The 23,720-nt window shown below is 63.2% G+C and carries 20 protein-coding genes; 14 read left to right on the forward strand and 6 right to left on the reverse strand.

Going from position 1 to position 23,720, the window contains the following annotated elements:
* Positions 1-24: 24 nt before the first annotated feature.
* The gene (locus S4A8_RS18090) at positions 25-429 is read right to left on the reverse strand and encodes a hypothetical protein (RefSeq protein ID WP_353221211.1); all 405 of its coding nucleotides are present in this window, start codon (positions 427-429) and stop codon (positions 25-27) included.
* A 179-nt stretch (positions 430-608) separates the two neighbouring features.
* Between S4A8_RS18090 and crcB the strand changes: the two genes are divergently transcribed.
* Together crcB and S4A8_RS18100 are read left to right on the forward strand one after the other, a co-directional pair.
* On the forward strand, positions 609-1,004 hold the full coding sequence (gene crcB / locus S4A8_RS18095) for a fluoride efflux transporter CrcB (protein ID WP_502950757.1): 396 nt from the start codon (positions 609-611) through the stop codon (positions 1,002-1,004).
* Positions 1,005-1,020: 16 nt separating this feature from the next.
* Positions 1,021-1,338 (forward strand): DUF190 domain-containing protein, encoded by a 318-nt coding sequence (locus S4A8_RS18100; protein ID WP_353221212.1) that lies wholly within the window; start codon positions 1,021-1,023, stop codon positions 1,336-1,338.
* Positions 1,339-1,397: 59 nt separating this feature from the next.
* On the opposite strand, the gene S4A8_RS18105 is transcribed toward S4A8_RS18100, so the two are convergent.
* Both S4A8_RS18105 and S4A8_RS18110 read right to left on the reverse strand, forming a co-directional pair.
* Entirely contained in the window at positions 1,398-2,072 is a 675-nt protein-coding gene (locus S4A8_RS18105) for an HAD-IA family hydrolase (RefSeq protein WP_353175283.1), read from the reverse strand.
* 117 nt (positions 2,073-2,189) lie between these two features.
* The gene (locus S4A8_RS18110) at positions 2,190-3,290 is read right to left on the reverse strand and encodes a permease (protein WP_353221213.1); all 1,101 of its coding nucleotides are present in this window, start codon (positions 3,288-3,290) and stop codon (positions 2,190-2,192) included.
* 151 nt (positions 3,291-3,441) lie between these two features.
* On the opposite strand from S4A8_RS18110, the gene S4A8_RS18115 reads away from it, so the two are divergent.
* The 7 genes from S4A8_RS18115 (at position 3,442) to S4A8_RS18145 (ending at position 13,830) form a co-directional block, all read left to right on the forward strand.
* The gene (locus S4A8_RS18115) at positions 3,442-3,927 is read left to right on the forward strand and encodes a GbsR/MarR family transcriptional regulator (protein ID WP_353221214.1); all 486 of its coding nucleotides are present in this window, start codon (positions 3,442-3,444) and stop codon (positions 3,925-3,927) included.
* Positions 3,924-5,081, forward strand: a complete 1,158-nt coding sequence (locus S4A8_RS18120) for an efflux RND transporter periplasmic adaptor subunit (RefSeq protein WP_353221215.1) — start codon at positions 3,924-3,926, stop codon at positions 5,079-5,081. Before S4A8_RS18115 ends, S4A8_RS18120 begins: the two co-directional genes overlap by 4 nt.
* On the forward strand, positions 5,078-8,203 hold the full coding sequence (locus tag S4A8_RS18125) for an efflux RND transporter permease subunit (RefSeq protein WP_353221216.1): 3,126 nt from the start codon (positions 5,078-5,080) through the stop codon (positions 8,201-8,203). Before S4A8_RS18120 ends, S4A8_RS18125 begins: the two co-directional genes overlap by 4 nt.
* The gene (locus S4A8_RS18130) at positions 8,200-9,627 is read left to right on the forward strand and encodes a TolC family outer membrane protein (RefSeq protein ID WP_353221217.1); all 1,428 of its coding nucleotides are present in this window, start codon (positions 8,200-8,202) and stop codon (positions 9,625-9,627) included. The genes S4A8_RS18125 and S4A8_RS18130 overlap by 4 nt, the downstream gene beginning before the upstream one ends.
* Positions 9,628-9,829: 202 nt before the next feature.
* Positions 9,830-11,098, forward strand: coding sequence for a DUF445 domain-containing protein (locus S4A8_RS18135; protein ID WP_353221218.1), 1,269 nt, complete (start codon positions 9,830-9,832; stop codon positions 11,096-11,098).
* Positions 11,099-11,153: 55 nt separating this feature from the next.
* Positions 11,154-11,894, forward strand: coding sequence for an Abi-alpha family protein (locus tag S4A8_RS18140; RefSeq protein WP_353175271.1), 741 nt, complete (start codon positions 11,154-11,156; stop codon positions 11,892-11,894).
* Between the two features lie 103 nt (positions 11,895-11,997).
* Positions 11,998-13,830, forward strand: coding sequence for a long-chain-acyl-CoA synthetase (locus S4A8_RS18145; RefSeq protein ID WP_353221219.1), 1,833 nt, complete (start codon positions 11,998-12,000; stop codon positions 13,828-13,830).
* Positions 13,831-14,450: 620 nt separating this feature from the next.
* Here S4A8_RS18145 and S4A8_RS18150 read toward each other — a convergent pair.
* Positions 14,451-15,161, reverse strand: coding sequence for a TetR/AcrR family transcriptional regulator (locus tag S4A8_RS18150; protein ID WP_353221220.1), 711 nt, complete (start codon positions 15,159-15,161; stop codon positions 14,451-14,453).
* Between the two features lie 143 nt (positions 15,162-15,304).
* On the opposite strand from S4A8_RS18150, the gene S4A8_RS18155 reads away from it, so the two are divergent.
* The 4 genes from S4A8_RS18155 to S4A8_RS18170 are packed head-to-tail and all read left to right on the forward strand — an operon-like array spanning position 15,305 to position 20,670.
* Positions 15,305-17,803 carry an acyl-CoA dehydrogenase gene (locus S4A8_RS18155; protein WP_353221221.1) on the forward strand — a complete coding sequence of 833 codons (2,499 nt, stop codon included), beginning with the start codon at positions 15,305-15,307 and terminating at the stop codon, positions 17,801-17,803.
* Complete coding sequence (locus S4A8_RS18160) at positions 17,800-19,059, forward strand: serine hydrolase domain-containing protein (protein WP_353221222.1); 1,260 nt, start codon at positions 17,800-17,802, stop codon at positions 19,057-19,059. The genes S4A8_RS18155 and S4A8_RS18160 overlap by 4 nt, the downstream gene beginning before the upstream one ends.
* Before the next feature lie 6 nt (positions 19,060-19,065).
* A complete protein-coding gene (locus S4A8_RS18165) occupies positions 19,066-20,367 on the forward strand; it encodes an esterase/lipase family protein (RefSeq protein WP_353221223.1) in 1,302 nt (433 codons plus the stop codon).
* A gap of 24 nt (positions 20,368-20,391) precedes the next feature.
* Entirely contained in the window at positions 20,392-20,670 is a 279-nt protein-coding gene (locus tag S4A8_RS18170; RefSeq protein ID WP_353175263.1) for an acyl-CoA-binding protein, read from the forward strand.
* Here the strand turns inward: S4A8_RS18170 and S4A8_RS18175 are convergent.
* Together S4A8_RS18175 and S4A8_RS18180 are read right to left on the reverse strand one after the other, a co-directional pair.
* Positions 20,667-21,785: a hypothetical protein gene (locus tag S4A8_RS18175; protein ID WP_353221224.1), complete on the reverse strand. Its 1,119-nt coding sequence runs from the start codon at positions 21,783-21,785 to the stop codon at positions 20,667-20,669. The two genes, S4A8_RS18170 and S4A8_RS18175, sit on opposite strands and share 4 nt — an antisense overlap.
* Positions 21,782-21,997 (reverse strand): hypothetical protein, encoded by a 216-nt coding sequence (locus S4A8_RS18180; RefSeq protein WP_353175260.1) that lies wholly within the window; start codon positions 21,995-21,997, stop codon positions 21,782-21,784. Before S4A8_RS18180 ends, S4A8_RS18175 begins: the two co-directional genes overlap by 4 nt.
* A gap of 294 nt (positions 21,998-22,291) precedes the next feature.
* On the opposite strand from S4A8_RS18180, the gene S4A8_RS18185 reads away from it, so the two are divergent.
* On the forward strand, positions 22,292-23,656 hold the full coding sequence (locus S4A8_RS18185) for a 3-oxoacyl-ACP reductase (RefSeq protein ID WP_353221225.1): 1,365 nt from the start codon (positions 22,292-22,294) through the stop codon (positions 23,654-23,656).
* Positions 23,657-23,720: the final 64 nt, after the last annotated feature.

The following is a 23,720-nucleotide window of genomic DNA, read 5'->3' on the forward strand; positions in this document are numbered from 1 at the left end:
TTTTTTGCGTAATCGGCCGGTGATTTATTCGTCGCCGACCTTGCCATTGGCTTCGCCCTGGGCATTGGCATCGACATCGGCGGCGGTGTCCGAGCTCATGCCCGTATCCATATCCGTGTCGGTATCCACGCTCGATTCGCTATCGCTGTTCATACCGCCCTGGGCGTTGCTATCGACATCCGCCGAGGTATCGAGATCGGCTTCGGTGTCGGTATTGAGTGCGCTTTGACTATTGGCGCGGTTCTCGGCGGTATCAGTGCCGGCATCGGCGCCAGCCGACGTACCCACGTCCGCGTTCACACCGAGCCCGGTGTCCACGCCCGCGTTGGCATCGGCGGCGGCATTGGTGTCGGCGTTTGTCGCGGCGATTGCGCCACCGCTGGCCATGGCGATGGCGGTAGCCGCAGCGATCGTTAGATGTTTGTACATTGATATCTCCTCGGTCAGTGAAGTTCGCAGACGCTCATCGCCTTGCGTGAAGACACTGTCAGCCGGGGCGACTGAATCGGCGGTTAATGCCACGGCCTTGCATTTGGCCGGCAGGCCCGGGACAGGGCATGGTTCCTGCTTGTACTCTTGGACGCTCGATTCATGCTGTAAAACAACGGATGTCCATTCTCGTCTCGGTTCTGGCCATTGCGGTCGGCGCGGCCTGCGGGGCCAATCTGCGTTGGTTGCTCGGCCTGGGGCTTAACGCGCTATTCCCGGCCCTTCCGCCCGGCACGCTCGTGGCCAATCTGCTCGGCGCGGGCTTGATCGGCATGGCCATCGCCACTTTTGCGGCTCTGCCCGAACTGTCGCCGTTCTGGAAACTGGCGATCGTGACCGGCTTTCTCGGGGCGTTGACCACCTTTTCCACCTTCTCGGCGGAAATCGTTACCCAGCTTCAGGCCGGGCGATTGGGCTGGGCGTTTCTGGGCATTGCGGCGCATGTCGTCGGTTCGCTGGTCATGACCGGCCTGGGCATGGGCGCGGTAGCGCTGCTACGCCAGATGGGACGCTGAACAGGAGCGAATGATTATGAAAGGCTTCGAGCTAATATTCATGGCGCCACGATCGCGTCGCCACCAGGGCAAGCCGGTACTGGACGTGGTCGCCCGTCTGGCCAGGGAACAGGGCATCGAACGCAGCACCCGGCGGGTGGATGCCGAAGGCACGGGCGTGAGCGGGCATACCCACTCCGTGCATTTCTTCGAGCAGGCCGACGAGCCCGAAGAGCTGATGTTCGTACTCGATGGCGGCCAGGCCGATGCGCTGGTTCGCAGCGTGGACGAACAGGCCGTGCCGGTGTTCTGTGTGCGCCGGGCGATCGAATACTGGCAGTTCGGCGAGGATTGATCGCGCGACCCGGCCGGGCCGATCGCGCTTGAATGCGCCGCGCGCGCTCAGCCGGGCTGTCAGCCGCTACGGCGCTGGTCGATCAGCGCCGGTAGCTGGTCGAAGTGGGTGAAACGGGTGATGGCGATGTCCGGGTGTGCGCCGATGGCGCCCTGCGGGTCGTAACCGAAGACCTGCATGCCGGCGCGGTGGCCGGCCAGTACCCCGGCGTCGCTGTCTTCGATGACCGCGCAGTTTCGCGGGGCCACATCGAGCGCGGCCGCCGCGGTCAGAAACAAATCCGGTTCGGGTTTCCACACGCCGATGGTGTAGGCGCTGAATACGTAATCGCCGAAATAACGAGCCAGGTCGGTCGCGTCGAGCGCGGCGGCCAGTTTCTTCTCGGGCCCGCTCGAGGCCACGCAACGCGGCAGGTCGATGGCCTCGATCGCCGCGGCGACGCCGGGCATGGGCTGTAGTTCGCGATAGAACAGGTCGATCATCTGTTGGCGATAGCGCGGCGTGAAATCATCGGCCAGGGTCACGCCATAGCGTTCGGCCAGCGTATCGATCATCTGCTCGAACTGGCCGCCGCGAAATTCCGACTCGATCGCGCGGGCATCGAGTTCGATGCCATGATCGGTGGCGAACATTTCGGCCACGCCCTTGGCGTTGAGCAGTTCGCTATCCACGAGCGTGCCGTCGCAATCGTAGATCACGGCCTCGATCGGGGGCTTGGCGGCGGAATCATTCATCGACAGACCTCGGTTACGGGGTGCCTGCGATTGCAGGCGACGCCCGCTCGACGATGGGGACGAAGTGCGCTGCTAAAACCCGCCGATCGAAAATCGGGGCCAGGCCCTGTGCCGCGGCTAGTGATGATGGCAGCAGTGCGCGGGCGCGGCGGCCTGTTTCGACAATCGCCATAGGCCCAGGCCCACCACGATGAACACCAGGTTCAGCCAGAAGGTGTAATCAAGCTTGAAAAACTCCATCGCGCCGACCGCGGTGGCCGTGGCCTCGGGCGTCAACCCGGATGCGGTGAACACGACGTCGATGACAAACCCGGTCAGCGCCATGGCGATATACAGAATCAGGCCGAGTTGCAGCGCGAGTTTGGTGCCGTAGTACTGGCGATAGACCAGCAGCATCGGAATCACGATCAAATCGCCATAGATGAACGCCAGCGCGCCGCCAAAGGAAATACCACCATTGAACAGGGCTGCCGCCATGGGCACGTTGCCCACCGAGCATACAAAGCTGAACACGGCCACCAGCGGGCCGACCAGGGCGTTTTCGATCATCTGCAGCCAGCTCACCGTATCGCCGGACGACAGGAATACCGTCTGCCAGAAACTTTGTGGCACCCACACCACGACCGTACCGGCGACCACGATACCGATGACGATATCCTTCCAGATCATCGACCAGTCCATGGCGAAGCGCGAAGCGGCCATGCGCCAGCCGTCCAGGCTGAAAAGACTGGGCACGTTGTCGTCACCGTCCGCGGCGTTTTCGGATTCCGCCTCGCGCACGCGCTCGAACGCCGCGATCGGGCCGAAGGCCTTCATCAGTACCGCCACGATCGCGATCAACAATACGCCGCCGGCGAATTCGGCGACCACGAACTGCCAGCCCATGAGCGACCAGAGAACGAAGCCCAGTTCGATCACCAGATTGGTGGCCGCGATCATGAACGCCACGGCTGCGGTGATATGCGCGCCGCGCAGGAATACGCTGCGGCTCATCGCGGCCGCCGCATAGGAGCAGGACGAGCTGATGGCGCCGAAAAAGCCGGCACGGGCCAGCGAGGCCGGCCCGTCGTCGCCCATGACCCGGGCCATGCGCCGTTTGGGCACGAATGCCTGTACCGCGCCGGATATGGCGAAGCCCAACACCAGTGCCCAGAGCATCTTCCAGCCCATGCCAGCGATCGTGTACAGCGTTTCGCCGAGCATCGAAAGCCAATTCATAAACAATCCCTCGTTTGCGCCGCGTTCGCCGCGGTGCGCGTCGAATGCGGCTCACGTTAGCCCCGTAGTCGGGTACGGCTGCAAGTGTGTTCGCAGTATTTTGTTTGTTCAGTATTGATTGAATGATTCGAAAGCCGTAGGCTTTGTGGCTATGAGCGACGCACAACAGGCGGTCAGCGCCTTCATCGAACGCATGGGCCTGGCCGCGCAAAGCGACGGCATGCCGCGCATCGCCGGGCGCATGCTGGGCTATTTCATCATTCATGGCGGGCCCGCGAGTCTGGCCGAACTGGCGCAATCGCTGCAGGTGTCACGGGCCAGCGTCAGCACCAATGCCCGTATTCTGCGTAATCTCGGCGTGCTCGAAGCCACCGCCATGCCCGGTGATCGCCAGGATTATTATCAGCTGGTCGAGCGCCATTATCTGCGCCTGCTCGAAGGCCATGTCGAGCGCATGGGCACGATGAGCGCCTCGCTCGCGCAGGCCGAACGCGAGCTGCCTGCCGACTGGGCGGGTGCGCAGGCGCGGCTGGCCGATATGCACCACTTCATCGATACCGCACGCGACAATACGCGCAAGCTCATCGAACGCCTGGCCCGGCGTGGCGATAAGGCCTCGACCAAGGGCCGCTCATGAGCCGGCTGCCAACGATTCGCCCGATCTGGATCGTGCTGGTCATCGTGGTCGCGCTCGCGGCCTGGTTGGCGTCCGGCATGGTAGGCGGTCACGACAAGCCGGCGGCCGAGGCTGCGCCCAAGGCCGAGCAGGCCGAGCCGGTGAGCGTGGCCGTGCGTACATCACAGGCACAAACGGTGTGGCGCGAGGTCGAACTCAACGGCCGTACCGCGCCCGACCGTGCGGTGACCCTGCGCGCCCAGACGGCCGGGCGAATCCAGTCGGTCCAGGCCCGGCGCGGCGCGCGCGTAGAGGCCAACGAGGTGATCGCGCGCATCGCTATCGACGATCGCAGCGCATCGCGCAACGAAGCCCGCGCGGTGGTCGAACAGCGCCGTCTGCAGTATGAGGCGGTGCGCAAGATGTCGGAAAAGGGCTACCAGACGCGTACCGATCTGGCCCAGGCGAAATCCGACCTCGAAGCCGCCCAGGCGCAGCTCGCCGAGATCCAGCAGGATATCGATAACACGGTCATTCGTGCGCCGTTTGCCGGGGTGCTGGAAACCCGCCCGGTCGAGGTGGGCGACTATGTCGGCGTGGGCGACGAAATCGCGCGCGTCATCCAGCAGAACCCGTTCGTGGTGGCCGGCGACCTGGCAGAAAAGGATGTGGCCTTGGTCGAACCGGGCCAGACAGGCCGTGCGCGCCTGATCGACGGGCGCACGGTCGACGGCACGGTGCGCTATGTGGCGACCGAAGCCGACGAGGCCACGCGCACCTATCCGGTGGAACTGGAAGTCGACAATCCGGGCGGGCGGCTTGTCGCCGGGGCCTCGGCCAAGTTGATCCTGCCGCTGGAAAAGGTCCAGGCGCATGAGGTGGCCGCCGATCTGCTCACCCTCGATGAAGCCGGCGACATGGGCATCAAGACGATCGGCGACGATGGCCGTGTGGCCTTTCATCGCGCCGATATCGTCAAAAGCAACGACGAGCGGCTCTGGCTGGGTGGACTGCCGGCGCGCGTGCGGCTGATCACGACCGGCCAGGGTTTCGTGCGCGCGGGTGATCCGGTGCGGGTGGTCGAGGATAGCGATGACGCGGCCGGTGGCGCCCAGGCGAGCACCGCCGAGCGCGCGCAAGAGGCCGGCGTAAACGAAGCCGACGATCGTTCATGAATGCCCTGATCGCTGCCGCTTTTTCGCGGCCGCGCACGGTGGTGCTCGGTCTGATCGTGATTCTGATCGCCGGCAGCGTCGCCTATCGCGATATTCCCAAGGAATCGTCGCCGGATATCACCATTCCCACGATTTATGTGTCGATGACGCATCAGGGCATTTCGCCCGAAGATGCCGAGCGGTTGCTGGTCAAGCCCATGGAGCAGGAACTGCGCTCCATCGAAGGCCTCAAGGAAATGAGTGCGACCGCCTCGGAAGGCCATGCCAGCGTGATTCTCGAGTTCGAGGCCGGTTTCGACCCGGATGACGCGCTCGACGACGTACGCAACCAGGTGGATATCGCCAAGGCCGATCTGCCCGACGAAACCGATGAGCCGACCGTCAACGAGGTCAATGTCGCGCTGTTTCCGGTGCTGGTGGTCAATCTCTATGGCGATGTCTCCGAGCGCGTGCTGGTGGCCCTGGCCGAGGACGTGCAGGACGAGGTGGAGTCCATCCCCGGCGTGCTCGAGGCCGATATTGCCGGCGATCGCGAAGAGCAGATCGAAATCAATATCGACCCGCTCAAGCTGGAGTCCTACGGGCTGTCGTTGCAGGAGGTGTTCGACTCGGTTCAGCAGAACAACCAGCTGGTGCCGGCCGGGGCGTTGGAATCCGGCAGTGGCCGGTTTTCGATCAAGGTGCCGGGCGTGATCGACAATCTCGACGCGCTGCGCAATACCGCGGTCAAGCGCGCCGACGATCAGGTGGTCACCGTGGCCGATGTGGCCAGCGTGCGGCGCGCGTTTGCCGATCGTGAAAGCTTTGCCCGCCTCAATGGTCAGCCCACGCTGGCGCTGGAAATCACCAAGCGTATCGGTGCCAACATCATCGATACCAATCAGGCGGTACGGGCGGTCGTCGAACGCATGCAGCGGGACTGGCCGGCGGCGATCAAGGTCAATTTCTCGCAGGATGAATCCGAAGACGTCACCCAGCTGCTGGGCGACCTGCAGAACAACGTGGTCAGCGGCATCCTGCTGGTGATGATCGTGATCGTGGGTATTCTCGGTCTGCGGGCCGGCACGCTGGTGGGCGTGTCCATTCCCGGTTCGTTTCTGCTGGGCATTCTCACCCTGGCCGCGCTCGGGCTGTCGGTGAATATCGTCGTGCTGTTCGCGCTCATCCTCGCGCTCGGGCTGCTGGTGGACGGGGCGATCGTGGTGGTCGAGCTGGCGGATCGCTTTCTGGCCGAGGGCGAGACCCGCACGTCGGCCTATATGCATGCCGCCCAGCGCATGGCCTGGCCGATCATCTCCTCGACCGCGACCACGCTGGCGGCCTTTGCGCCGTTGCTGTTCTGGCCGGGCGTGGTGGGCGAGTTCATGCGCTATATGCCGATCACCTTGATCGCGGTGCTGAGTGCCTCGCTTTTGATGGCACTGATTTTCGTGCCCACGCTCGGCGCGGTTATCGGCGGCTCCGCGCCCGGTGGTGCCGAGGCGGTCTGGCAGCCCGGCCAGAAGCTGCGCGGTGCCACCGGCGCCTATGTGGCCACGTTGTCGTTTTTCGCCCGGCATGCCGGCAAGACCGTGCTCGGCGCGGTGCTGCTGTTCTTCGTGGCCGTATTTGCCTATGCCAGCTTTGGCAAGGGCGTGGAGTTCTTTCCCGATATCGCGCCCGACAATGCCGTGATCCAGATTCATGCCCGGGGCCAGCAGTCGGTCGCCGAGGCCGATCGACTGGTACGCCAGGTCGAGGATCGGGTGCTGGCCATGCCCGGTTTCGAGTCGGTCTATACGCGCACGGGTGCAGGCCAGCAATCGTTTCGCCAGGGCACGGCCGACGACGTGATCGGCCAGATCCAGCTCGAGTTGGAGCCCTGGGGCGTACGTCGGCCGGCCGACCAGATCATGGCCGATGTGCGCAAGCGTATCGCCGGCATTCCCGGGATTCGTACCGAGGTCCAGGAGCAGGCCCAGGGACCGACCCAGGCCAAGCCGATCGAGCTGCAGATTTCCGGGCCGGACATGGCCGCGCTCGATAAGGCCACCGATTTCGTGCGCCGCGGCATGGCCAAAGTCGGCGGGTTTACCGATATTCAGGACACGCGCTCGACCCAGGGCCTGGAATGGCGCATCGACGTGGATCGCGCCGAGGCCAGCCGTTACGGCGCGAACGTGGCGTCGATCGGCCAGGCAATCCAGCTGGTCACTCAGGGCATCAAGGTGGGCGAATACCGCCCCGACGATGCCACCGACGAAATCGATATTCGCGTACGGTTTCCGGAAGACGCCCGTAATCTGGAAGCGTTGGACAATCTGCGTCTGAAAACCAGCGATGGCCAGGTGCCGGTTTCCAATTTCGTGACCCGCGTGGCCGCGCCCAAGGTCGAGAATATCGAGCGTACCGACAGCCAGCGCACGGTCACCGTCGAGTCCGGCGTGGCCGAGGGCCGACTCGTGGCCGATCAGCTGCGTGCGTTGCGCGACTGGATCGGCGCGCATGTGGCCGAGGCCGGTCTCAATCCCCGGGTGGATATCGCCTTCAAGGGCGAGGATGAAGACCTGCGCGACGCCGAGGCGTTTCTGTCCAAGGCCTTTGGCGTGGCCATCGCGCTCATCGGCGTGATTCTGTTGACCCAGTTCAACAGCTTCTATCAGTCGTTTCTGATTCTCTCGGCCGTGATGTTTTCCACCATCGGTGTGTTGCTGGGCCTGCTGATTGCCGGTCAGCCGTTCGGCGTGGTGATGAGCGGTATCGGCGTGATCGCGCTCGCGGGTATCGTGGTCAATAACAATATCGTGCTCATCGACACCTACAACGTGAACCGCGCGGCCGGGCTCAATGGCTGGGACGCGGTCATTCAGACCGGCGCCGAACGCCTGCGTCCGGTGGTATTGACCACGGTGACTACCATTCTCGGCCTGTTGCCGATGGTGTTACAGATGAACGTCGATATCATCGGCCGATCGATCACCTTCGGTGCACCCTCGACCCAGTGGTGGACCCAGCTGGCTACCGCGATCGTGGGTGGGCTGCTGTTTTCGACCCTGCTGACGCTGGTGCTCACGCCCTGCCTGCTCGTGCTCGGCGCGCGGGTGGCCGAGCGCCGCGAACGATTGCGCGGAGGTGATGCATGATACGACGCCTATGCCCGCTGCGGCGGCCGCTCGCGGTCGTCGTGCTAAGCGTGCTGACACTGCCGGCCTGGGCCGGCCAGAACCTGCTCGATACCTACGATCAGGCGCTGCGTAACGATACCGAACTGTTGACTGCCCGGGCCGAGTCCGGCGCGGCCGATGCACGCTATCGCCAGGCGCGTGGCCAGCTGCTGCCCTCGCTGTCAGCCAGTGCGAGCTATACGCGCGTCGAGCAGGAGCAGACCTTCGAATCCCCCGACAACGGCGATGGCGCCGGCGGCGGGCTGGGTTTTTTCGGCGGCAATGACGGCGCGACCAGTTCCGATCAGCAATCCTACTCGCTCGATCTGACCCAGCCGCTGTTCAACTGGGCCGCCTGGCAGAACAAGAATGCGGCCGATGCCCGCCGCGATCAGGCGGTGTTGTCGTTATCCGATGCCGAGCAGGGACTGATCGTGCGGGTGACCGAGGCCTATTTCGATGTGCTGGCCGCGCGCGATGCACTGAATGCGGCGCGCGAACAGCAACGCTCGATCCAGCGCCAGCTCGATCGCGCCGAAGCGGCATTCGAGGCCGGGCTGGACCCGGTCACCGATCAGCAGGAGGCGCAGTCGAGCCTGGATAGTGCGATGGTCGATGCCATCGATGCCGAAAACCAGCTCGCCAGCGCGCGCGATGCGTTGATCGCGCTGACCGGACGCGCGCCCCGGGACCTCTCGGGCATCGCGGTCGACGAGCCGATGCCCGCCAGCGCGGTCGATGGCGCCGCGCGCGATCACGACGCCTGGCTGGCGCTTGCGCTCGAACGTTCGCCCCAGGTGGCGGCCTCGGAGGCCGCCTGGCGGGCCGCGCGCCAGGATGTCGGGGCCGAACGGGGCGGGCATTTGCCGACGGTCGATCTGGTCGGGCGCGTGGGGCGTCAGGAACAGTTGTTTCCGATCAGTGCGGGCGGGCAGGCCAATCTCATCGACGAAACCCGTTCCATCGGCGTCGAACTCAAGATGCCGCTGTTTTCCGCTGGCGCGACCAGCGCGGCGGTATCGGAGGCCGAATATAACGCCGAGCAGGCGCGTCTGGATGCGATTTCCGCGCGCCGCCAGTTGCTCATCGACATCAACGACGCCTATCGCAATGTCGAAACCAGCCAGCGCCGGCTGGCCGCGCTCGATCGGGCGATCACCTCGGGCGAAACCGCGCTCGAGGCCGCACAGGCCGGCTATCGGCTGGGTAATCGCACCATCCTCGATGTCATCGAGGCCCAAATCACGCTGGTCAACCGGCGTGCCGATCGCAAACAGGCCTGGTATGACCACGCGCTGGCGCGTCTGCGCCTGCGCAAAGCCGCCGGCGTGCTCGATTTCGATGAGCTGGCCCGTATCAATGCCCGGCTACGCGGTGCGCCCGAGGCCGGGACGCCCGGTTGAGGCCGGGCCGTTATTTGTCTGCAGCGGTTGCCGGTGCCAAGGTGTGCGGCTGCTATCATCGACATCGCTCGATGTTAGCGGCGACTGATACGCTGGCGCGATAGGCGCATTACCACCGTGCGCCAAACAACGACGATAAATACAACGACGGCAAGTACGAGGAGCATGGCGGCCTTTCCCGTGACAGGCGCCGCAGCGATGCATGGACGGCAGTTTTCTCTATTTGAGTCTGGATACATGGAAATATATTTCCATGCCGGTGATCAGCGCGGCGGTCGGCTATGTGACCAACGTCGTCGCGATCAAGATGATGTTCCACCCCATCGAGTTCGTCGGCCTGTATAAACCCTGGCTCGGCTGGCAGGGCATCGTGCCGCGCAAGGCGTCGAAAATGACCGGCATTTCGGTGGACACGATCACCGAGTCGCTGATTACCGAAGCCGAGATCTTCGGCCGGCTCGATCCCGATCGCGTTGCCGATGAGCTCGAAGGTCCGATGATCGAGCTCACCGACGAAATCACCGATACGGTCATGCACCGGCATCACCCCACGCTCTGGGAGGCGATGCCGCTGGTGGTACGCAGCCAGATCAAGCGCCGCGTGCGCTCGCAGGCGCCCACCATCATCCGCGAGTTGATGAACGACGTGCGTACCAACGTGCGTTACATGTTCGACCTCAAGGGCATGATTACGCGCGTACTGGTGCGCGAGAAGAATCTGCTCAACCGGATCTTTCTGGAAACCGGGCGCAACGAGTTCATCTTCATCGGCCGCTCCGGCGCCTATTTCGGCTTCGCCTTCGGCCTGGTGCAGATGCTCATCTGGGTGTTCTTCCAGGCCTGGTGGTTGTTGCCGCTGTTCGGCCTGCTGGTGGGCTGGGCGACCAACTGGCTGGCGTTGAAGATGATCTTCAACCCGAAACGTCCGTACCGGATTGCCGGCATCACCATTCAGGGGCTGTTCTTCAAGCGCCAGCAGGAGGTCGCGGCCGACTACGGCAGTCTGGTGGCGACCCAGATCCTCACGCCGGCCAATATCCTCGAAGAAATTCTCAGCGGCCCCTATGCCGACAAGCTGTTCGCGCTGGTCCAGACCGAGGTGCAGCGAGCGATCGATTCCAGCGCCAGTGTGGCCCGCCCGTTCGTGAGCTGGACCCTGGGCAGTCAGGAATACGAACAGATCAAGGTCGATGCGGTCGCCGAAGTGGTGGCGCGCATGCCGGAAACACTGTCGCACATGACCGATTACGCCGAGGATGCGATGGCCATTCAGCATACGCTGGTCACCCGCCTGCAGAACCTCACCCCGCATCAGTTCGAAGGCATGCTGCGCCCGGCCTTCGAGGAAGACGAATGGATATTGATCGCAGTCGGCGCCGCGCTCGGGCTGGCCGTGGGCTGGTTCCAGTTGATCGCGCTGTTCTCAAGCGTTTTCATGGAGCGTTTCGGCGGCATTCCCGGTTTGAGCTGACAGCGGTAATGGCCTGCGCACATTGGTGCGGGCGACTCGATTTGGAGAAAAGACGATGGCCGGCAAGAAAAACCTGACTGTACGAACCCCGCGGGCGTTCCAGTTTCTACGCCAGGCCGCGCGCGCGGCCGAAGAGTGGCCGGTGGCCGGTTCGGCGGTGCGCCGCTTCCAGGATGCCGAAACCTGGGCCATGGCCGAACTCAAGCAACGTCTGGATGCCATGTCCGACGAGCCGCCCGAGCGCGGCCGGCGCCGCGCCGAGCCCGTGGACGGTCCGGCGCCGCGCGAGATGATGGCGCGCTTGATCGTGCAGTCGCGCGGCGTGGATCCCGAGGCCGCACGCACCTGGCTGTATCGCCAGACGCTTTCGCGTCTCGTGCCCGACCAGGTGGCAATGATGGCCCTGCTGGCCGATCGTGAGATCGCGCCGCTGTGCCATGTCGCCGCCGGGCGCCTGCCGGCGGGGCCGGTGAGCGTGGTGGTATTGTCCAATGCCAGCTCGCTGGGACGTGATGCCGGGGTGCTGCTGCGCGACTACGTCCCCCAGTACATGAGCGAACTACTTGCGCTGGGTGTGTTCGAGGCGGGCCCGGAAGACGATCGTCTGGCGGATCAGTACGAACTGCTCATGGCTGACACCCAACTACGCAAGACCATGGATCGCGTGCGCCGCGAAATGAAGCTTTATCCGCGGCTTCAGCGCTTTAGCGTCCATATGAGCGATTACGGCAAGGCCCTCTGGCAGGACTGCCGGCCGGTCGACGGCGCAGCCGGTACGGTGATCGAAGGGGGCTAATGCGCCGGGGTCTGCCCGAGTGCGTATCAGGCTGTTAAGCTAAAAAAGCCGAAAAGGCATCGTTTCGCTATACAGAAATCATACGGCACGAGGAGACCGGCCAATGAGTGAATCCGAGCGCGACACCCTGAATGTCTGGGACGTATTGAAACCCACCGCCGACAAGCTCAGCGGCGTCGACCGGGTGCTCAAGGGCGCGGGCATCCTGCTCAAGTCGCGCTTTCGCGACAACATCACGATCGCGACCCTGATCGAAGACCATGCCGGGCGTCGTCCCCAGCACGATGCGATCACCTACGAAAACCAGCGTTATACCTACGCCCAGCTCAACGCCAATGCCAATCGCTATGCGCGCGTGCTCAAGGCTGGCGGGATCGAAAAAGGCGATGTGGTGGGTGTGCTGCTGGGCAACCGCCCGGAAACGCTGTTCATCGTGGCCGCGCTTGCCAAGCTCGGTGCGGCCGCGGCGATGTGCAATACCAAACAGCGCGGCGACGTCCTTGCGCACAGCCTGGGCACGGTCAAGCCCAAGGCCATGCTTGTAGGCGACGAACTGTTCGATGCCTTCGAAGAGATTCGCGGCGAGTCCGGCATCGCCGATCTGAACCCGCTCTGGCTGGTGCCCGACAGCAGCCGTGCCGCGGCCGCCCCGGCGCCCGACGGCTGGACCGATTTCCTGGCCGAGGCGGCCAATGAGCCGACCGGCAACCTCGACGACGCGGCTGACGTGTCGTCCAAGGACACCTGCTTCTATATCTTCACCTCGGGCACCACGGGCATGCCGAAGGCATCGCGCATGAGCCATGTGCGATGGCTGCGCGGCGGGGCCGGTCTGGGCATGGCCGGGTTGCGCCTGACGCCGGAAGATCGTTTTTATTGCCCGTTGCCGCTGTATCACAACAACGCCCTGACGGTGTCGTGGTCGTCGGTACTGTGTGCCGGGGCCACGTTCGCGCTCGCGCCCAAGTTCAGTGTGAGTGGTTTCTGGCCGGATGTGCGCCATCACAAGGCCACGGTGTTCTGCTATATCGGCGAGTTGTGTCGTTATCTGCTGCAGGCCGATCCCGACGAAAACGATCGCAACCATCATGTGCGTGCGGTGATCGGCAACGGTCTGCGCCCGGATATCTGGGACGAGTTCAAGGACCGTTTCGGCATCGATCGCATTTGCGAGTTCTATGGCGCCAGCGAAGGTAATCTCATCTTCGTCAACGGCTTCAACATGGATCGTACCGCCGGTTTCTGCCCGTTGCCGTTCGCGGTGGTCGAATACGATCCGGAAACCGAGGAGCCGGTGACCGACGACAAGGGGCGGATGAAAGAGGTCGCCAAGGGGGAAGTCGGCCTGTTGCTCAACAAGGTGACCGATTTCGCGCCCTTCGAAGGCTATACCGACCCGGAAGCCAGCGAGAAGAAGCTCTTTCGCGGCGTGTTCAAGAAAGACGATTGCTATTTCAATACCGGCGATCTCGTACGCCGACAGGGCATGCGCCATATCGCCTTTGTCGACCGGTTGGGCGATACCTTCCGCTGGAAAGGCGAAAACGTGGCGACCACGCAGGTGGAGAACGCACTCAACGCCTTCAGCCAGATCGAAGAATCGGTGGTCTACGGGGTGGAGGTCCCCCACAGCGACGGCCGCGCCGGTATGGCCGCGATTACGCCGGTGCGCGACCTGGAGGATATCGACTGGGGCGCGCTGGTCAGCCATCTGCGTGACGAACTGCCCGACTATGCCGTGCCGGTGTTCATTCGCCTGCGCCCCGAGCAGGAAGTCACCGGCACGATGAAATACCGCAAGGTCGATCTCAAGAAGCAGGGCTATAGCCCTGAAGGCGACGAACCCGTCTATATGCTCAAATCAGGTGCCGATCGTTACGAGCCGATCGACGACGAAACGCGCGAGGCGCTCGCCGACGGCGATATCCAGCTGTAGCGCCAGACCGTCGCGGCCGGGAAAACCCCGGCCAGCGCCGGGCTGCGCAAGACTGAATCGAGCCGGGCGGTGTGTTGACACCGCCCGGCTCAAGCCCTCTTTGGATTATGTACAGAGTTCAGCACGCGGCGTGAACATCAGGCCATCTGGCCTTCGCTTGTCTTCGCGTTCAATGGCGGGCCCCCTGCCTGGTGAGCGACGCCAACCGCGTTTCATGCCTAATCAAGACTCACGCGCCGTTTGGGTGGTACCGCTCCGAGGGGCAGGGGTTCACGCCACGGGCTGCGTTTGCAAAGCAGTGTCCGCCGATCGACGCCGATCCACGCAGATGAAAAGTGGCTGCCGCGAACACGTTGCGCCCAGACATCCGGTCGAGATCTTTTTTGATCTGTGTCGATCTGCGGACAATCATTGTCGAATGCCGTACCACGGACGCACGGAGTCGCGCTGTAATCTGCGGATAACCGTATGTACGAAGTTCAGCACGCGGCGTGAGCATTGGCCCGCTAGGCTTCGCGCGATCGGCGTCTTGCCTTATTCGCGCGTCTTCGCGTTCATTGGCGGATAACCCGCGTGCCTGAGCGCAGCCAAGTGCGTCTCGTACACAATCAAGCGGCCCCTTATTCCGAGGCCGCCTTGTCCAGCGGGTCTTCATCGGATTCGGTGGCTTCGTAATGCTGGGCGCCAAAGATCATGGCGCGGAACATGATCTTGGCTTCGCGCGCCATTTCGGCCGCGGTCAGGCCGGTGTCTTCGGTCAACCACTCGGCGATGAGTTCGTTGAACATGCCCACCAGTGCGACCGAGGGCAGGTGGTAGTCACGCGCGGGCAGCACACCGTTTTCGGCCATGAGTTCGGCATAGCGGCGGATGATTTCGGCCAGCTGGTGTGTGGTCTCGCGGCGCTTTTTCTCCATGACCTCGGATACGCCCACCGCCTCGATACACAGAATGCGCCCGCGGCGCGGATCATCGAGCAGGAAATAGACAGCGGCTTCGATGGTGTCGGCGACACGCTGGGTGAGCGGCGTCTGCGTTTCGCCAAGTGAGGCGCGCACGATCTGATCCATACGCTCGACGAGTTCGGCGTGTACGGCATGCAGGATCGATTCGCGGCCTTCGAACTGCTCGTAGAAATGACGCGTCGAAACCTTGGCATGCGAACACACGGCCTCGATGGGCGTCGCGGCATAGCCGCGTTCGCCGAACAACTCGGTGCCGGCAGCGATAAGCCTTTGATAGCGCTGCGTTCTAAGTTGCTCGGCGCTGAGTCCACGATAGCCGCGCCGACGCGGCTTGCGGTTGGATGACTTCGGATCTGTTTCTTTCACGTGCTTATGCCTGCTTGACGAGCGGTTTCGTCTTGCTATTATCTGAAAACCATTCTTTTTCGAAAACGGGGAGCGTCGTAACGCCCACGTAATATGAGGGCGCCGATGGCGATGACAACCCGTTCCAGAGGGAAGCTATAGTCATGACAGCAGTTATTGTCGCATTGGTGCTGGTCGGTCTGTATTGGACATTGCTCTATCGTGGCGTGTCGCTGCCCGTATTCACCGGGGTGACGGTCGCGGTAGTGGCCGCGCTCTGGGCGATCGGCATGCTCGGGCCGATCGGCGTGGCCGTGGCTGCGGTATTGATCGGCGTGCCGCTGGCCGTCTTCAATATCGTGCCGGTGCGGCGCGCTCTGCTGACCAAGCGTCTGTATGGCGTGTTCCGCCAGATTCTTCCCGAAATGGGCCCGACCGAGAAGGAAGCCCTGGAAGCCGGCGATGTGTGGTGGGAAGCCGAGATGTTTCGCGGTCGCCCGGACTGGAAGCAGCTGCACGATTTCAAGCTCACCCAGCTGACCGCCGAAGAGCAGTCGTTTCTCGATAATGAAACCGAACAGCTGTGTTCGATGATCGACGACTGGCAGGTCAACTTCGAACTCAAGGATCTGCCGGAAGACGTCTGGGACTACATCCGTAATAACGGCTTTTTCGCCATGCTCATTCCCAAGGAGCATGGCGGGCTGGGCTTCTCCGCCTATGGCCAGTCCTGTGTGGTGGCCAAGATCGCCACGCGCTCGCTGACCGCGGCGGTCACGGTGATGGTGCCGAACTCCCTGGGGCCGGGCGAACTGCTCACCCACTACGGCACCAAGGAACAACAGGAAAAATGGCTGCCGGGTCTGGCCTCGGGCAAGGAGTTGCCCTGTTTCGCGCTCACCGGCGTGGAAGTCGGCTCGGATGCCACCAAGATGCCCGATACCGGCATCGTGTGTAAGCGCACGATCGACGGCGAGGAAGTGCTGGGTCTGTCGCTGAACTTCAACAAGCGCTATATCACGCTCGCGCCGGTCGCGACGATGATGGGGCTGGCCTTCAAGCTCAAGGACCCGGATGGCCTGCTCGGCGACCCGGATACGGTTGACTACGGTATTACCTGTGCGCTGCTGGCCACCGACACGCCCGGCGTGAAGATCGGTCGTCGCCACTTCCCGGGTGCGACGTTCATGAACGGCCCGATCCAGGGCGAGGACGTGTTCGTGCCGATCGATGCGATCATCGGCGGCCCCGACAAGGCCGGCAAGGGTTGGCGCATGCTGGTGGAATGCCTGTCGGCCGGGCGCGGTATTTCGCTGCCGGCGCTGTCCACGGCCACCGGCAAGGGCATGTACGGTATCACCGCGGCCTATTCGCGTATCCGTCGTCAGTTCGGTACCGAAATCGGCAACTTCGAAGGCGTTCAGGAAGGCCTGGGCGTGATCGGCGGCTATGCCTATATTCTCGAGAACGTGCGTAACCTCACCGCCTCGGGCGTGGATCACTGCACGCCGAGTGTGGTCACGGCAATGATCAAGTACCACGCCACCGAGATGATGCGTACGGTCATCACTCATTCGATGGATATTCATTCCGGGCGCGGCATCATCATGGGCCCGCGCAACTATCTGGCCGCGGCCTATCAGGCCCTGCCCGTTGCGATTACCGTCGAAGGCGCGAATATCATGACGCGCAGCCTGATGGTGTTCGGCCAGGGCGCGATTCGCTGCCATCCTTATGTCTATAGCGAGATGGAAGCCGCGCACAATCCGGATTTCAACGCCGGCCTGCAGGAGTTCGACCGTCTGCTGTTCTCGCATATCGGCTATTCGGTGAACCGGGCGGTGCGCGCGTTCACGCTGGGTATTACCGGTGCGCGCCTGGCCAAGGCGCCGCTCGACAACGCCATGTCCGGCTATTACCAGCACCTGGAGCGCTTCTCGGCGGCGTTGGCATTCTGTGCCGATCTGTCGATGGGCACGCTCGGTGGTGCGCTCAAGCTCAAGGAGTCGACGTCCGCGCGTCTGGGTGATGTGCTGAGTCACTTGTATATGGCCTCGGCCACGCTCAAGGGCTTCGAAGTCAACGGCGGCACCGACGAAGACAAGGTGCATGCCACCTGGGCGCTGGAGTATCACCTGCACGCGATCGAAAACGCCTTTCACGAGTTCGTGCGCAACTACCCGGTCAAGGCGGCGCGTCCGGTGCTCAAGCTCATCGCGCTGCCACGCGGGCGTCGTTTCTCGGGCCCGAGCGATCGCCAGAACGCCGCCGTTTGCGACATGATGCTGGGTATGAAACTGGATTCGGAGTTCGGCAAGCGCATGAGCTACGACCTCTATATCGGTCGCGGCGAGAACGACCCCACCGGTCGTCTGATGAACGCCTTCGAAAAACTCCAGCAGGTGGATAGCTTCTACAGCGATTTCCTGCGTGGCGTGAAGCATGGCGAGATCGAAGGCGAAACCGTGGAAGATCAACTGCAGGACGCGTTGTCCAAGCAGTTGCTCAGCGCCGACCAGGCCGATCAGATTCGCGAGTACGATCGGCTGCGCTACGACGTGCTGCTGACCGACGACTTCAGCAAGGAATATCTGGTCAATCCGCTGTCGGAGGAGGCACGTCGCGCTGAAGGCCGGCCCGCGGATCTGCGAATCGCGTCATGACCCGGAACCTGCTCGGCGCACGACTGGTCGACGTTGGTGACGGCAACCTCGCCGGAATTACCGGCGTGGATGCCGCTGCGGAGGCGTCGCCACACGAGGCCGGGCTGACCGCGGGCGCGGTCGACTCGATCTGGTCGAGTGTGGAGGCGCTCTATCGTACGGGCGCCTATCCGGCGGTTACGTTCTGCCTGCGTCGACGCGGGCAGATCGTGCTCAATCGCTCGATCGGCTATGCCCATGGCGGCGGCCCGGGCGAAAGTCGCGGCGCGCATGCGCGTCTGGCCGAGCCGGATACGCCGATATGCCTGTTTTCGGCGAGCAAGGCGATTACCGCCATGCTGGTGCACAAGCTCGCCGAAGAGGGCGGGATCGACCTGGATAATCGGGTCTCCCATTACTTGCCGGAGTTCACCGGCGGCGGCAAGGATCGCACCACCATCGCCCAGGTGCTGTCGCATCAGGGTGGTTTTCCCATGTTCGATGTCGATGCGGCCGACGGGCCGGAAACGCTGCTCGACTGGGATCGCTGTATCGAGCTGATTTGTGCTGCGCCGGCGGAGAAAGGCGGCAAGCGGCTGGCCTATCATGCGATCACCGGCGGGTTCATTCTTGCCGAGGTGATCCGGCGTGTGACCGGCATGGCGTTCACCGATTATCTCGATAGTCGGTTTCGCCAGCCGCTGGGCATGCGTTATTTCACGTTCGGTTTGGAAAAAAACCAGCGAGCGCGCGTAGCCACCAATTATGTGGCCGGTCAGCCGGTGCGTTTTCCGATTTCGCTGCTCGCCAAACAGGCGTTGTCGGCCGGTTTTTCCGAAGTGGTCGATGTATCCAATCGCGACTATTTCATGAATGCCGTGGTGCCGGCCGGCAATCTGTATGCCACCGCCGAGGAATTGTCGCGCTTCTATCAGATGATGCTCGACGGCGGCGTCTACGACGGCCGCCAGGTGCTGGCGCCCGCGACCATTCGGCGTGCGGTGCGACCGGCGGTACGGCTGCGCTACGACCATACGCTCAAGATCCCCATGCGCTATAGCGAAGGTCTGATGCTGGGCGTGAACCCGTTCGGCCTGTACGGGCCGATGACCGGACAGGCCTATGGGCATCTGGGCTTCATGAATATTCTCGGCTGGGCCGATCCCGACCGCGATATCGCCGCGTCGCTAATGGTGACCGGCAAGGCGATTCTCGGCGGGCATTTGCTCGCCCTGGGTCAGTTGTTGAGTACGCTGTCCTGGCAATGTCGAAGCTGAATCGTTATGTCTGATTCCAGAACAACGTCTGCCGACAAGTCGTCGCATGCACTCGTGCCAAGATCGCAGGCCACACCCACGGTCGCCGACCGCGGCGTGTGGTTGCGCGGCGGCCTATCCATGGCCGCCGACGCGTTCGTGGGCTCGGTGAATATCGTCAACGGCATCCACCAGGCGGTTACCCGCACGGTCGGGCGTCTTGCGCCGCCCGCGCGCCCGATCGGGCGCGGTAGCGATTTCGTCTACGGGCGGGTGTGCGATATCGGCCGTTTGAGCTTTTTCGGCGTTCGTCAGGCCGCGGGCCTGGCGGAAACGCTGGTGCCCGAACGCAAGCGCGATATGCCGCAGCGGCTGGCGCTGGGCGTTCATAGCGCGCTCAACGGCGCATTCGGCGACTATCTCGAGCGCAGCGACAACGAGCTCGCCTTGCCCATGACCCTTGTGGATGAGGCCGGGCGCGCGCTCGATACCCGTGCCGACGGCCTGCGCGATGCGCTGGCCAGTCCGAGTTCGCGGGTGGTGATACTCATCCACGGTCTGGGGATGAACGACCAGCAATGGCGCCAGTCGGATCGCGCCGACTTTGGTCAACGTCTGGCGCGCGACTTCGGCTATACGCCGTTACGCCTGCGCTACAACAGTGGTCGGCATATTTCTCAGAATGGACGGGATCTCGCCGCCCTGTTGCAGACGCTTTATACGAATTACCCGGTCGCGATCGAACGCCTGACGCTGGTTGGCCACAGCATGGGCGGGCTGGTGGCGCGAAGCGCGTGTCACTACGGCGAACAGGCGGGCCAGGACTGGCTGCGCGCGCTGTCGGACATGGTGCTGCTGGGCTCGCCGCATCTGGGCGCGCCGCTGGAACGCCTGGGGCGCCAGGTCACGCATATGCTCACGCGCCTGTCCTATACGCAGCCGCTGTCCGCGATCGGCGAAATACGCAGCGCCGGGGTCAAGGATCTCAGTCACGGTCACCTGCGCGATGAGGATTGGCAGCAGGATACCGGCGTGAAACCCACGCCGGCCGAGGCGCTCGCCAGCCCCCACCATGTCGGCCATTTTCTGGTGGCAGCCACGCTCGGGCGCCGCGGCGACGACCCAATCGGCCGCTTGTTCGGCGATCTGCTGGTGCCCGTGACCAGCGCGGTGGGCCATGCCGACACGCCGGCTCGGCGTCTGCGCGCGCGCGATCAGGACGGCCGCATCTTCTATGGCATGAATCATTTTGCGCTCGTGCACCACGACGATGTGTATGCCGCAATCGCCGAATGGCTGGCGCCGCGACTGACGTCAGCCGCTCATTAACCACCGACACGGGAGTCTTTGGCTATGTCCGATCTGGAAAGCCGTTTTCAGGAAGCGGTCGAAAAAGTTCGTAACGCGCCCGAGGACGGCGGTTTCAAACCGTCCAATGAATACAAGCTCAAGATGTACGCGCTCTATCGTCAGGCCGTCGACGGGGATGTACAGGGCAAAAAGCCCGGCATGCTCAACCCGATCGCGCGCTACAAATGGCAGGCCTGGGCCGATATGAAGGGCAAGAGCAGCGAAGATGCGATGCAGGAATACATCGCCGAGGTAGACAAGGTCGAAGCCGAGTACGGCTAGGCGGCCAGCGTGTCAGCGAGCAGGCCACCGGCGCATGCCTGTTGTGCGCGCAGGCGCACATCGGGCGCAAGCTGGTCGCTGGCTTCGCGTAGCACCGCCAGATCGCTGTCCTGTTCCTGCAAACGGCGATCGAGTTCCCAGAGGAACGGTTTGCGTTGCTCGGCGGCGACTTCCAGCACGCGTGCAACCTGGGCGGCGCCCATCGACGGTGTCTGGTTGCGAAAGCGCGCCCACAGGTCGTTGGCGATGACCGAGTCGATCACGCTGCGTATCACCGCCGCGTCGGCAAAAGCCGGCTCCTGGGCCAATGTGCCGATCATGCTGCCGGGCATCTCGTCGGCGATCTGTAGCAGTGCCGGCCAGAGGTCGTCCTCGGTCGCGGCCTGGATGAGCGAATCCAGTATGGTCGCGTCCTGGGCCATGGCCAGTTCGGCCATGGCCAGACGCGATGCCTTGCCGATACGCAGCAGCATGGCGATCACTTCCGGCCATAACCCTTCGGCGGCGGCAGCCGCCACGATGGCCTTGCGTCGCTCGGTATCCAGATGCTCGATCACCGTGTCGAGCTGGTCGCTGCTCTCGACGAAGAAACCGATTTCCAGCAGATCGCTTTCCTGCTCGATGGCATCGGTGGCCGCCAGCAGCGTTTGTCGCGGCAGCACGTCCACGAAGCGGCCCATGGTGATCATCTCGCCGCGTGCCAGCAGCAGGCGCGTAATCGCGATCGCGCGCTCGACCGGAAAGCCGGCGATGATCGGTTTGGCCCGTACCGGGTCGATATGCAGGCAGGTATCGGCAAGGAAGTCATCCGACAATCGTGCCGACAGATCGATCGCCTTGCGCGGCGGCATTTCGCCGGCGATACGGCCCGAAAGCGTCGGCCCGAGCACGCGTTCGGAGATGCGCGCGCTCAGCGCCAGCGGCAAAATCGAAGACAGTCGCGCAAAACCTGTGAATGAAGCACGAAATTTTTCGAAAAGCGCTTCGGTGATGCCTTCACGCATGGCGCGCAGGCGCTCGGCTTCGAGGTAGTCCAGATGTTCGAGTTCGGCTACCTCGGTCTGGAGCACGCGTGCGAGCTTGACCAGCTCCGCCTGAATCGCCGGATGCCTCATGCCGAACCCAGGAACAGTTTTTGTACGCGTTTTCTCAGGGGCGCCGGCACCATGCTCACCGCCTCGTCGAGCGCGGTTTCGAGCATGCTGCGTTGATGGCGAGCCGCCTTTTTCATCAAGCCGTGCAGGTGTTCGCGTTCGTCCGGCGGCAGGCCGTCGATCACGGCCTGGGTTCGCGAATCCAGGGGCAGGTGATCCTCGTCACGTGTCATGTCGTTATTGCCTCCTACGCCGTGCGCCAGCGCCTTGCGAAAGCCAGTCTGGCGTTTGAAAACACCTTGTTCGCATGATGCTACAGCAAGGCGCGCGGGCCCGCAGGCCACATCAGATACTGCTCCGATACAGCCTGTCATGCGCGCAGACAAGCAGTTCGGTTTAAAGATATTTGCCAAAAATAGGGCGTTACGAGCCTTGCTTTGACAAGGCGCTACTCTAAACTTAATCATGTTGCAGTGCACGATGAGCGGTCGCAGGCCGACTCGCTGCCATTCAATCGAGGAGTTCACATGAGTGATTATCTAGTCCGGGCATCGTCGAATTCGACGGTTCGCAATGTCATCAAGACGCTGGGTCTGCCGACCCCGACCGAACTCGCCCGCGATGAGGGCGCCTATCAGGAGCGCTTTCTCGACGACGAAAAGATTCTGATCGGCGCGAGCGCCAATGCGAGCGTGATCGCGAATATCGGTACCACACTCGAAGCGGCGGGTGCGAACGTGCAGCGTGCAGACAAACCCACGCCTGCCGACGACGAAAAATTCGACGCGCTGGTTTTCGATGCCACCAATATGGCCGATGTCGGCGAGCTCGATAGCCTCTACGACTTCTTTCACCCGGTAGCGCGCAAGCTCACCCGCAACGCGCGGATCGTGGTGCTGTCGAGCCTGCCCTCGGCTATGGAAACCGTATCCGCGGCGGCCGCGGCGCGCGCTGTGGAAGGCTTCGTGCGTTCGCTGGCCAAGGAAATCGGCCAGCTGGGTTCGACCGCCAACATGCTCTACGTCGAGCCAGGCGCCGAAGAGCGCGTGACCGCGCCGCTGCGTTTTCTGTTGTCCGATTACAGCACCTTCGTCGATGGTCAGCCGTTGACCGTCACCAAGGCCGGCAACATCCCGGAAACGCTGCCGGCGACCCAGCCGCTCAAGGACAAGGTGGCCCTGGTCACCGGTGGCGCACGCGGCATCGGTGCCGCCACGGCGGAGCGACTGGCTCGCGAAGGCGCCACCGTGGTGTGTCTGGATATTCCCCAGGATCAGGACACCCTGGAGGAAACGGTGGCCGGTTTCGGCGGCACCGCGTTACCGCTGGATATCACGGCCGACGACGCGCCGCGCCAGATCGCGGATTTCTTCAAGGACAAGTTCGGCGGTGTGGATATCGTTGTTCATAACGCCGGCGTGACCCGCGACAAGACGCTGGCCAACATGCCCGATCATTACTGGGACATGGTGATGAGCATCAACCTCAAGGCGATCATCCAGGTCGACGAGGTGCTCGATAGCGAGAACATCATCAATGAGCACGGCCGTGTGATCTGTCTGTGTTCGATCGGCGGTATCGCCGGCAACCGCGGCCAGACCAACTACGGCGCCACCAAGGCCGGGCTGATCGGGTTTGTCGAACGCCGTGGTACCAGCGATCGCGAGCGTGGGGTGACCGTCAACGCGGTCGCGCCGGGCTTCATCGAAACCCGTATGACCGCGGAAATGCCGTTTGGCGTACGCGAGGGCGGTCGCCGGCTGTCGTCGCTGTCACAGGGCGGTACGCCGCGCGATGTGGCCGAGGCGATCACCTTCCTCTCGACCCCGGGCGCAGGCGGTATCTCCGGCAATGTACTGCGTGTGTGCGGCCAGTCGCTGATTGGCGCCTAGGTGTGATCTTTCAGTAGGTTGTTCATCCGGGCCACTGACCTTGAAGCTGATGGGTGTCGAATCC

The organism is Salinisphaera sp. S4-8, from assembly GCF_040361235.1.
Lineage (GTDB): Bacteria > Pseudomonadota > Gammaproteobacteria > Nevskiales > Salinisphaeraceae > Salinisphaera.

Bases quoted from the DNA above. Each gene is read 5' to 3' on its own strand.
- S4A8_RS18090 (WP_353221211.1), bottom strand. From the start codon at position 429: ATGTACAAACATCTAACGATCGCTGCGGCTACCGCCATCGCCATGGCC.
- crcB (WP_502950757.1), top strand. From the start codon at position 609: ATGTCCATTCTCGTCTCGGTTCTGGCCATTGCGGTCGGCGCGGCCTGC.
- S4A8_RS18100 (WP_353221212.1), top strand. From the start codon at position 1,021: ATGAAAGGCTTCGAGCTAATATTCATGGCGCCACGATCGCGTCGCCAC.
- S4A8_RS18105 (WP_353175283.1), bottom strand. From the start codon at position 2,072: ATGAATGATTCCGCCGCCAAGCCCCCGATCGAGGCCGTGATCTACGAT.
- S4A8_RS18110 (WP_353221213.1), bottom strand. From the start codon at position 3,290: ATGAATTGGCTTTCGATGCTCGGCGAAACGCTGTACACGATCGCTGGC.
- S4A8_RS18115 (WP_353221214.1), top strand. From the start codon at position 3,442: ATGAGCGACGCACAACAGGCGGTCAGCGCCTTCATCGAACGCATGGGC.
- S4A8_RS18120 (WP_353221215.1), top strand. From the start codon at position 3,924: ATGAGCCGGCTGCCAACGATTCGCCCGATCTGGATCGTGCTGGTCATC.
- S4A8_RS18125 (WP_353221216.1), top strand. From the start codon at position 5,078: ATGAATGCCCTGATCGCTGCCGCTTTTTCGCGGCCGCGCACGGTGGTG.
- S4A8_RS18130 (WP_353221217.1), top strand. From the start codon at position 8,200: ATGATACGACGCCTATGCCCGCTGCGGCGGCCGCTCGCGGTCGTCGTG.
- S4A8_RS18135 (WP_353221218.1), top strand. From the start codon at position 9,830: ATGGACGGCAGTTTTCTCTATTTGAGTCTGGATACATGGAAATATATT.
- S4A8_RS18140 (WP_353175271.1), top strand. From the start codon at position 11,154: ATGGCCGGCAAGAAAAACCTGACTGTACGAACCCCGCGGGCGTTCCAG.
- S4A8_RS18145 (WP_353221219.1), top strand. From the start codon at position 11,998: ATGAGTGAATCCGAGCGCGACACCCTGAATGTCTGGGACGTATTGAAA.
- S4A8_RS18155 (WP_353221221.1), top strand. From the start codon at position 15,305: ATGACAGCAGTTATTGTCGCATTGGTGCTGGTCGGTCTGTATTGGACA.
- S4A8_RS18160 (WP_353221222.1), top strand. From the start codon at position 17,800: ATGACCCGGAACCTGCTCGGCGCACGACTGGTCGACGTTGGTGACGGC.
- S4A8_RS18165 (WP_353221223.1), top strand. From the start codon at position 19,066: ATGTCTGATTCCAGAACAACGTCTGCCGACAAGTCGTCGCATGCACTC.
- S4A8_RS18170 (WP_353175263.1), top strand. From the start codon at position 20,392: ATGTCCGATCTGGAAAGCCGTTTTCAGGAAGCGGTCGAAAAAGTTCGT.
- S4A8_RS18175 (WP_353221224.1), bottom strand. From the start codon at position 21,785: ATGAGGCATCCGGCGATTCAGGCGGAGCTGGTCAAGCTCGCACGCGTG.
- S4A8_RS18180 (WP_353175260.1), bottom strand. From the start codon at position 21,997: ATGACACGTGACGAGGATCACCTGCCCCTGGATTCGCGAACCCAGGCC.
- S4A8_RS18185 (WP_353221225.1), top strand. From the start codon at position 22,292: ATGAGTGATTATCTAGTCCGGGCATCGTCGAATTCGACGGTTCGCAAT.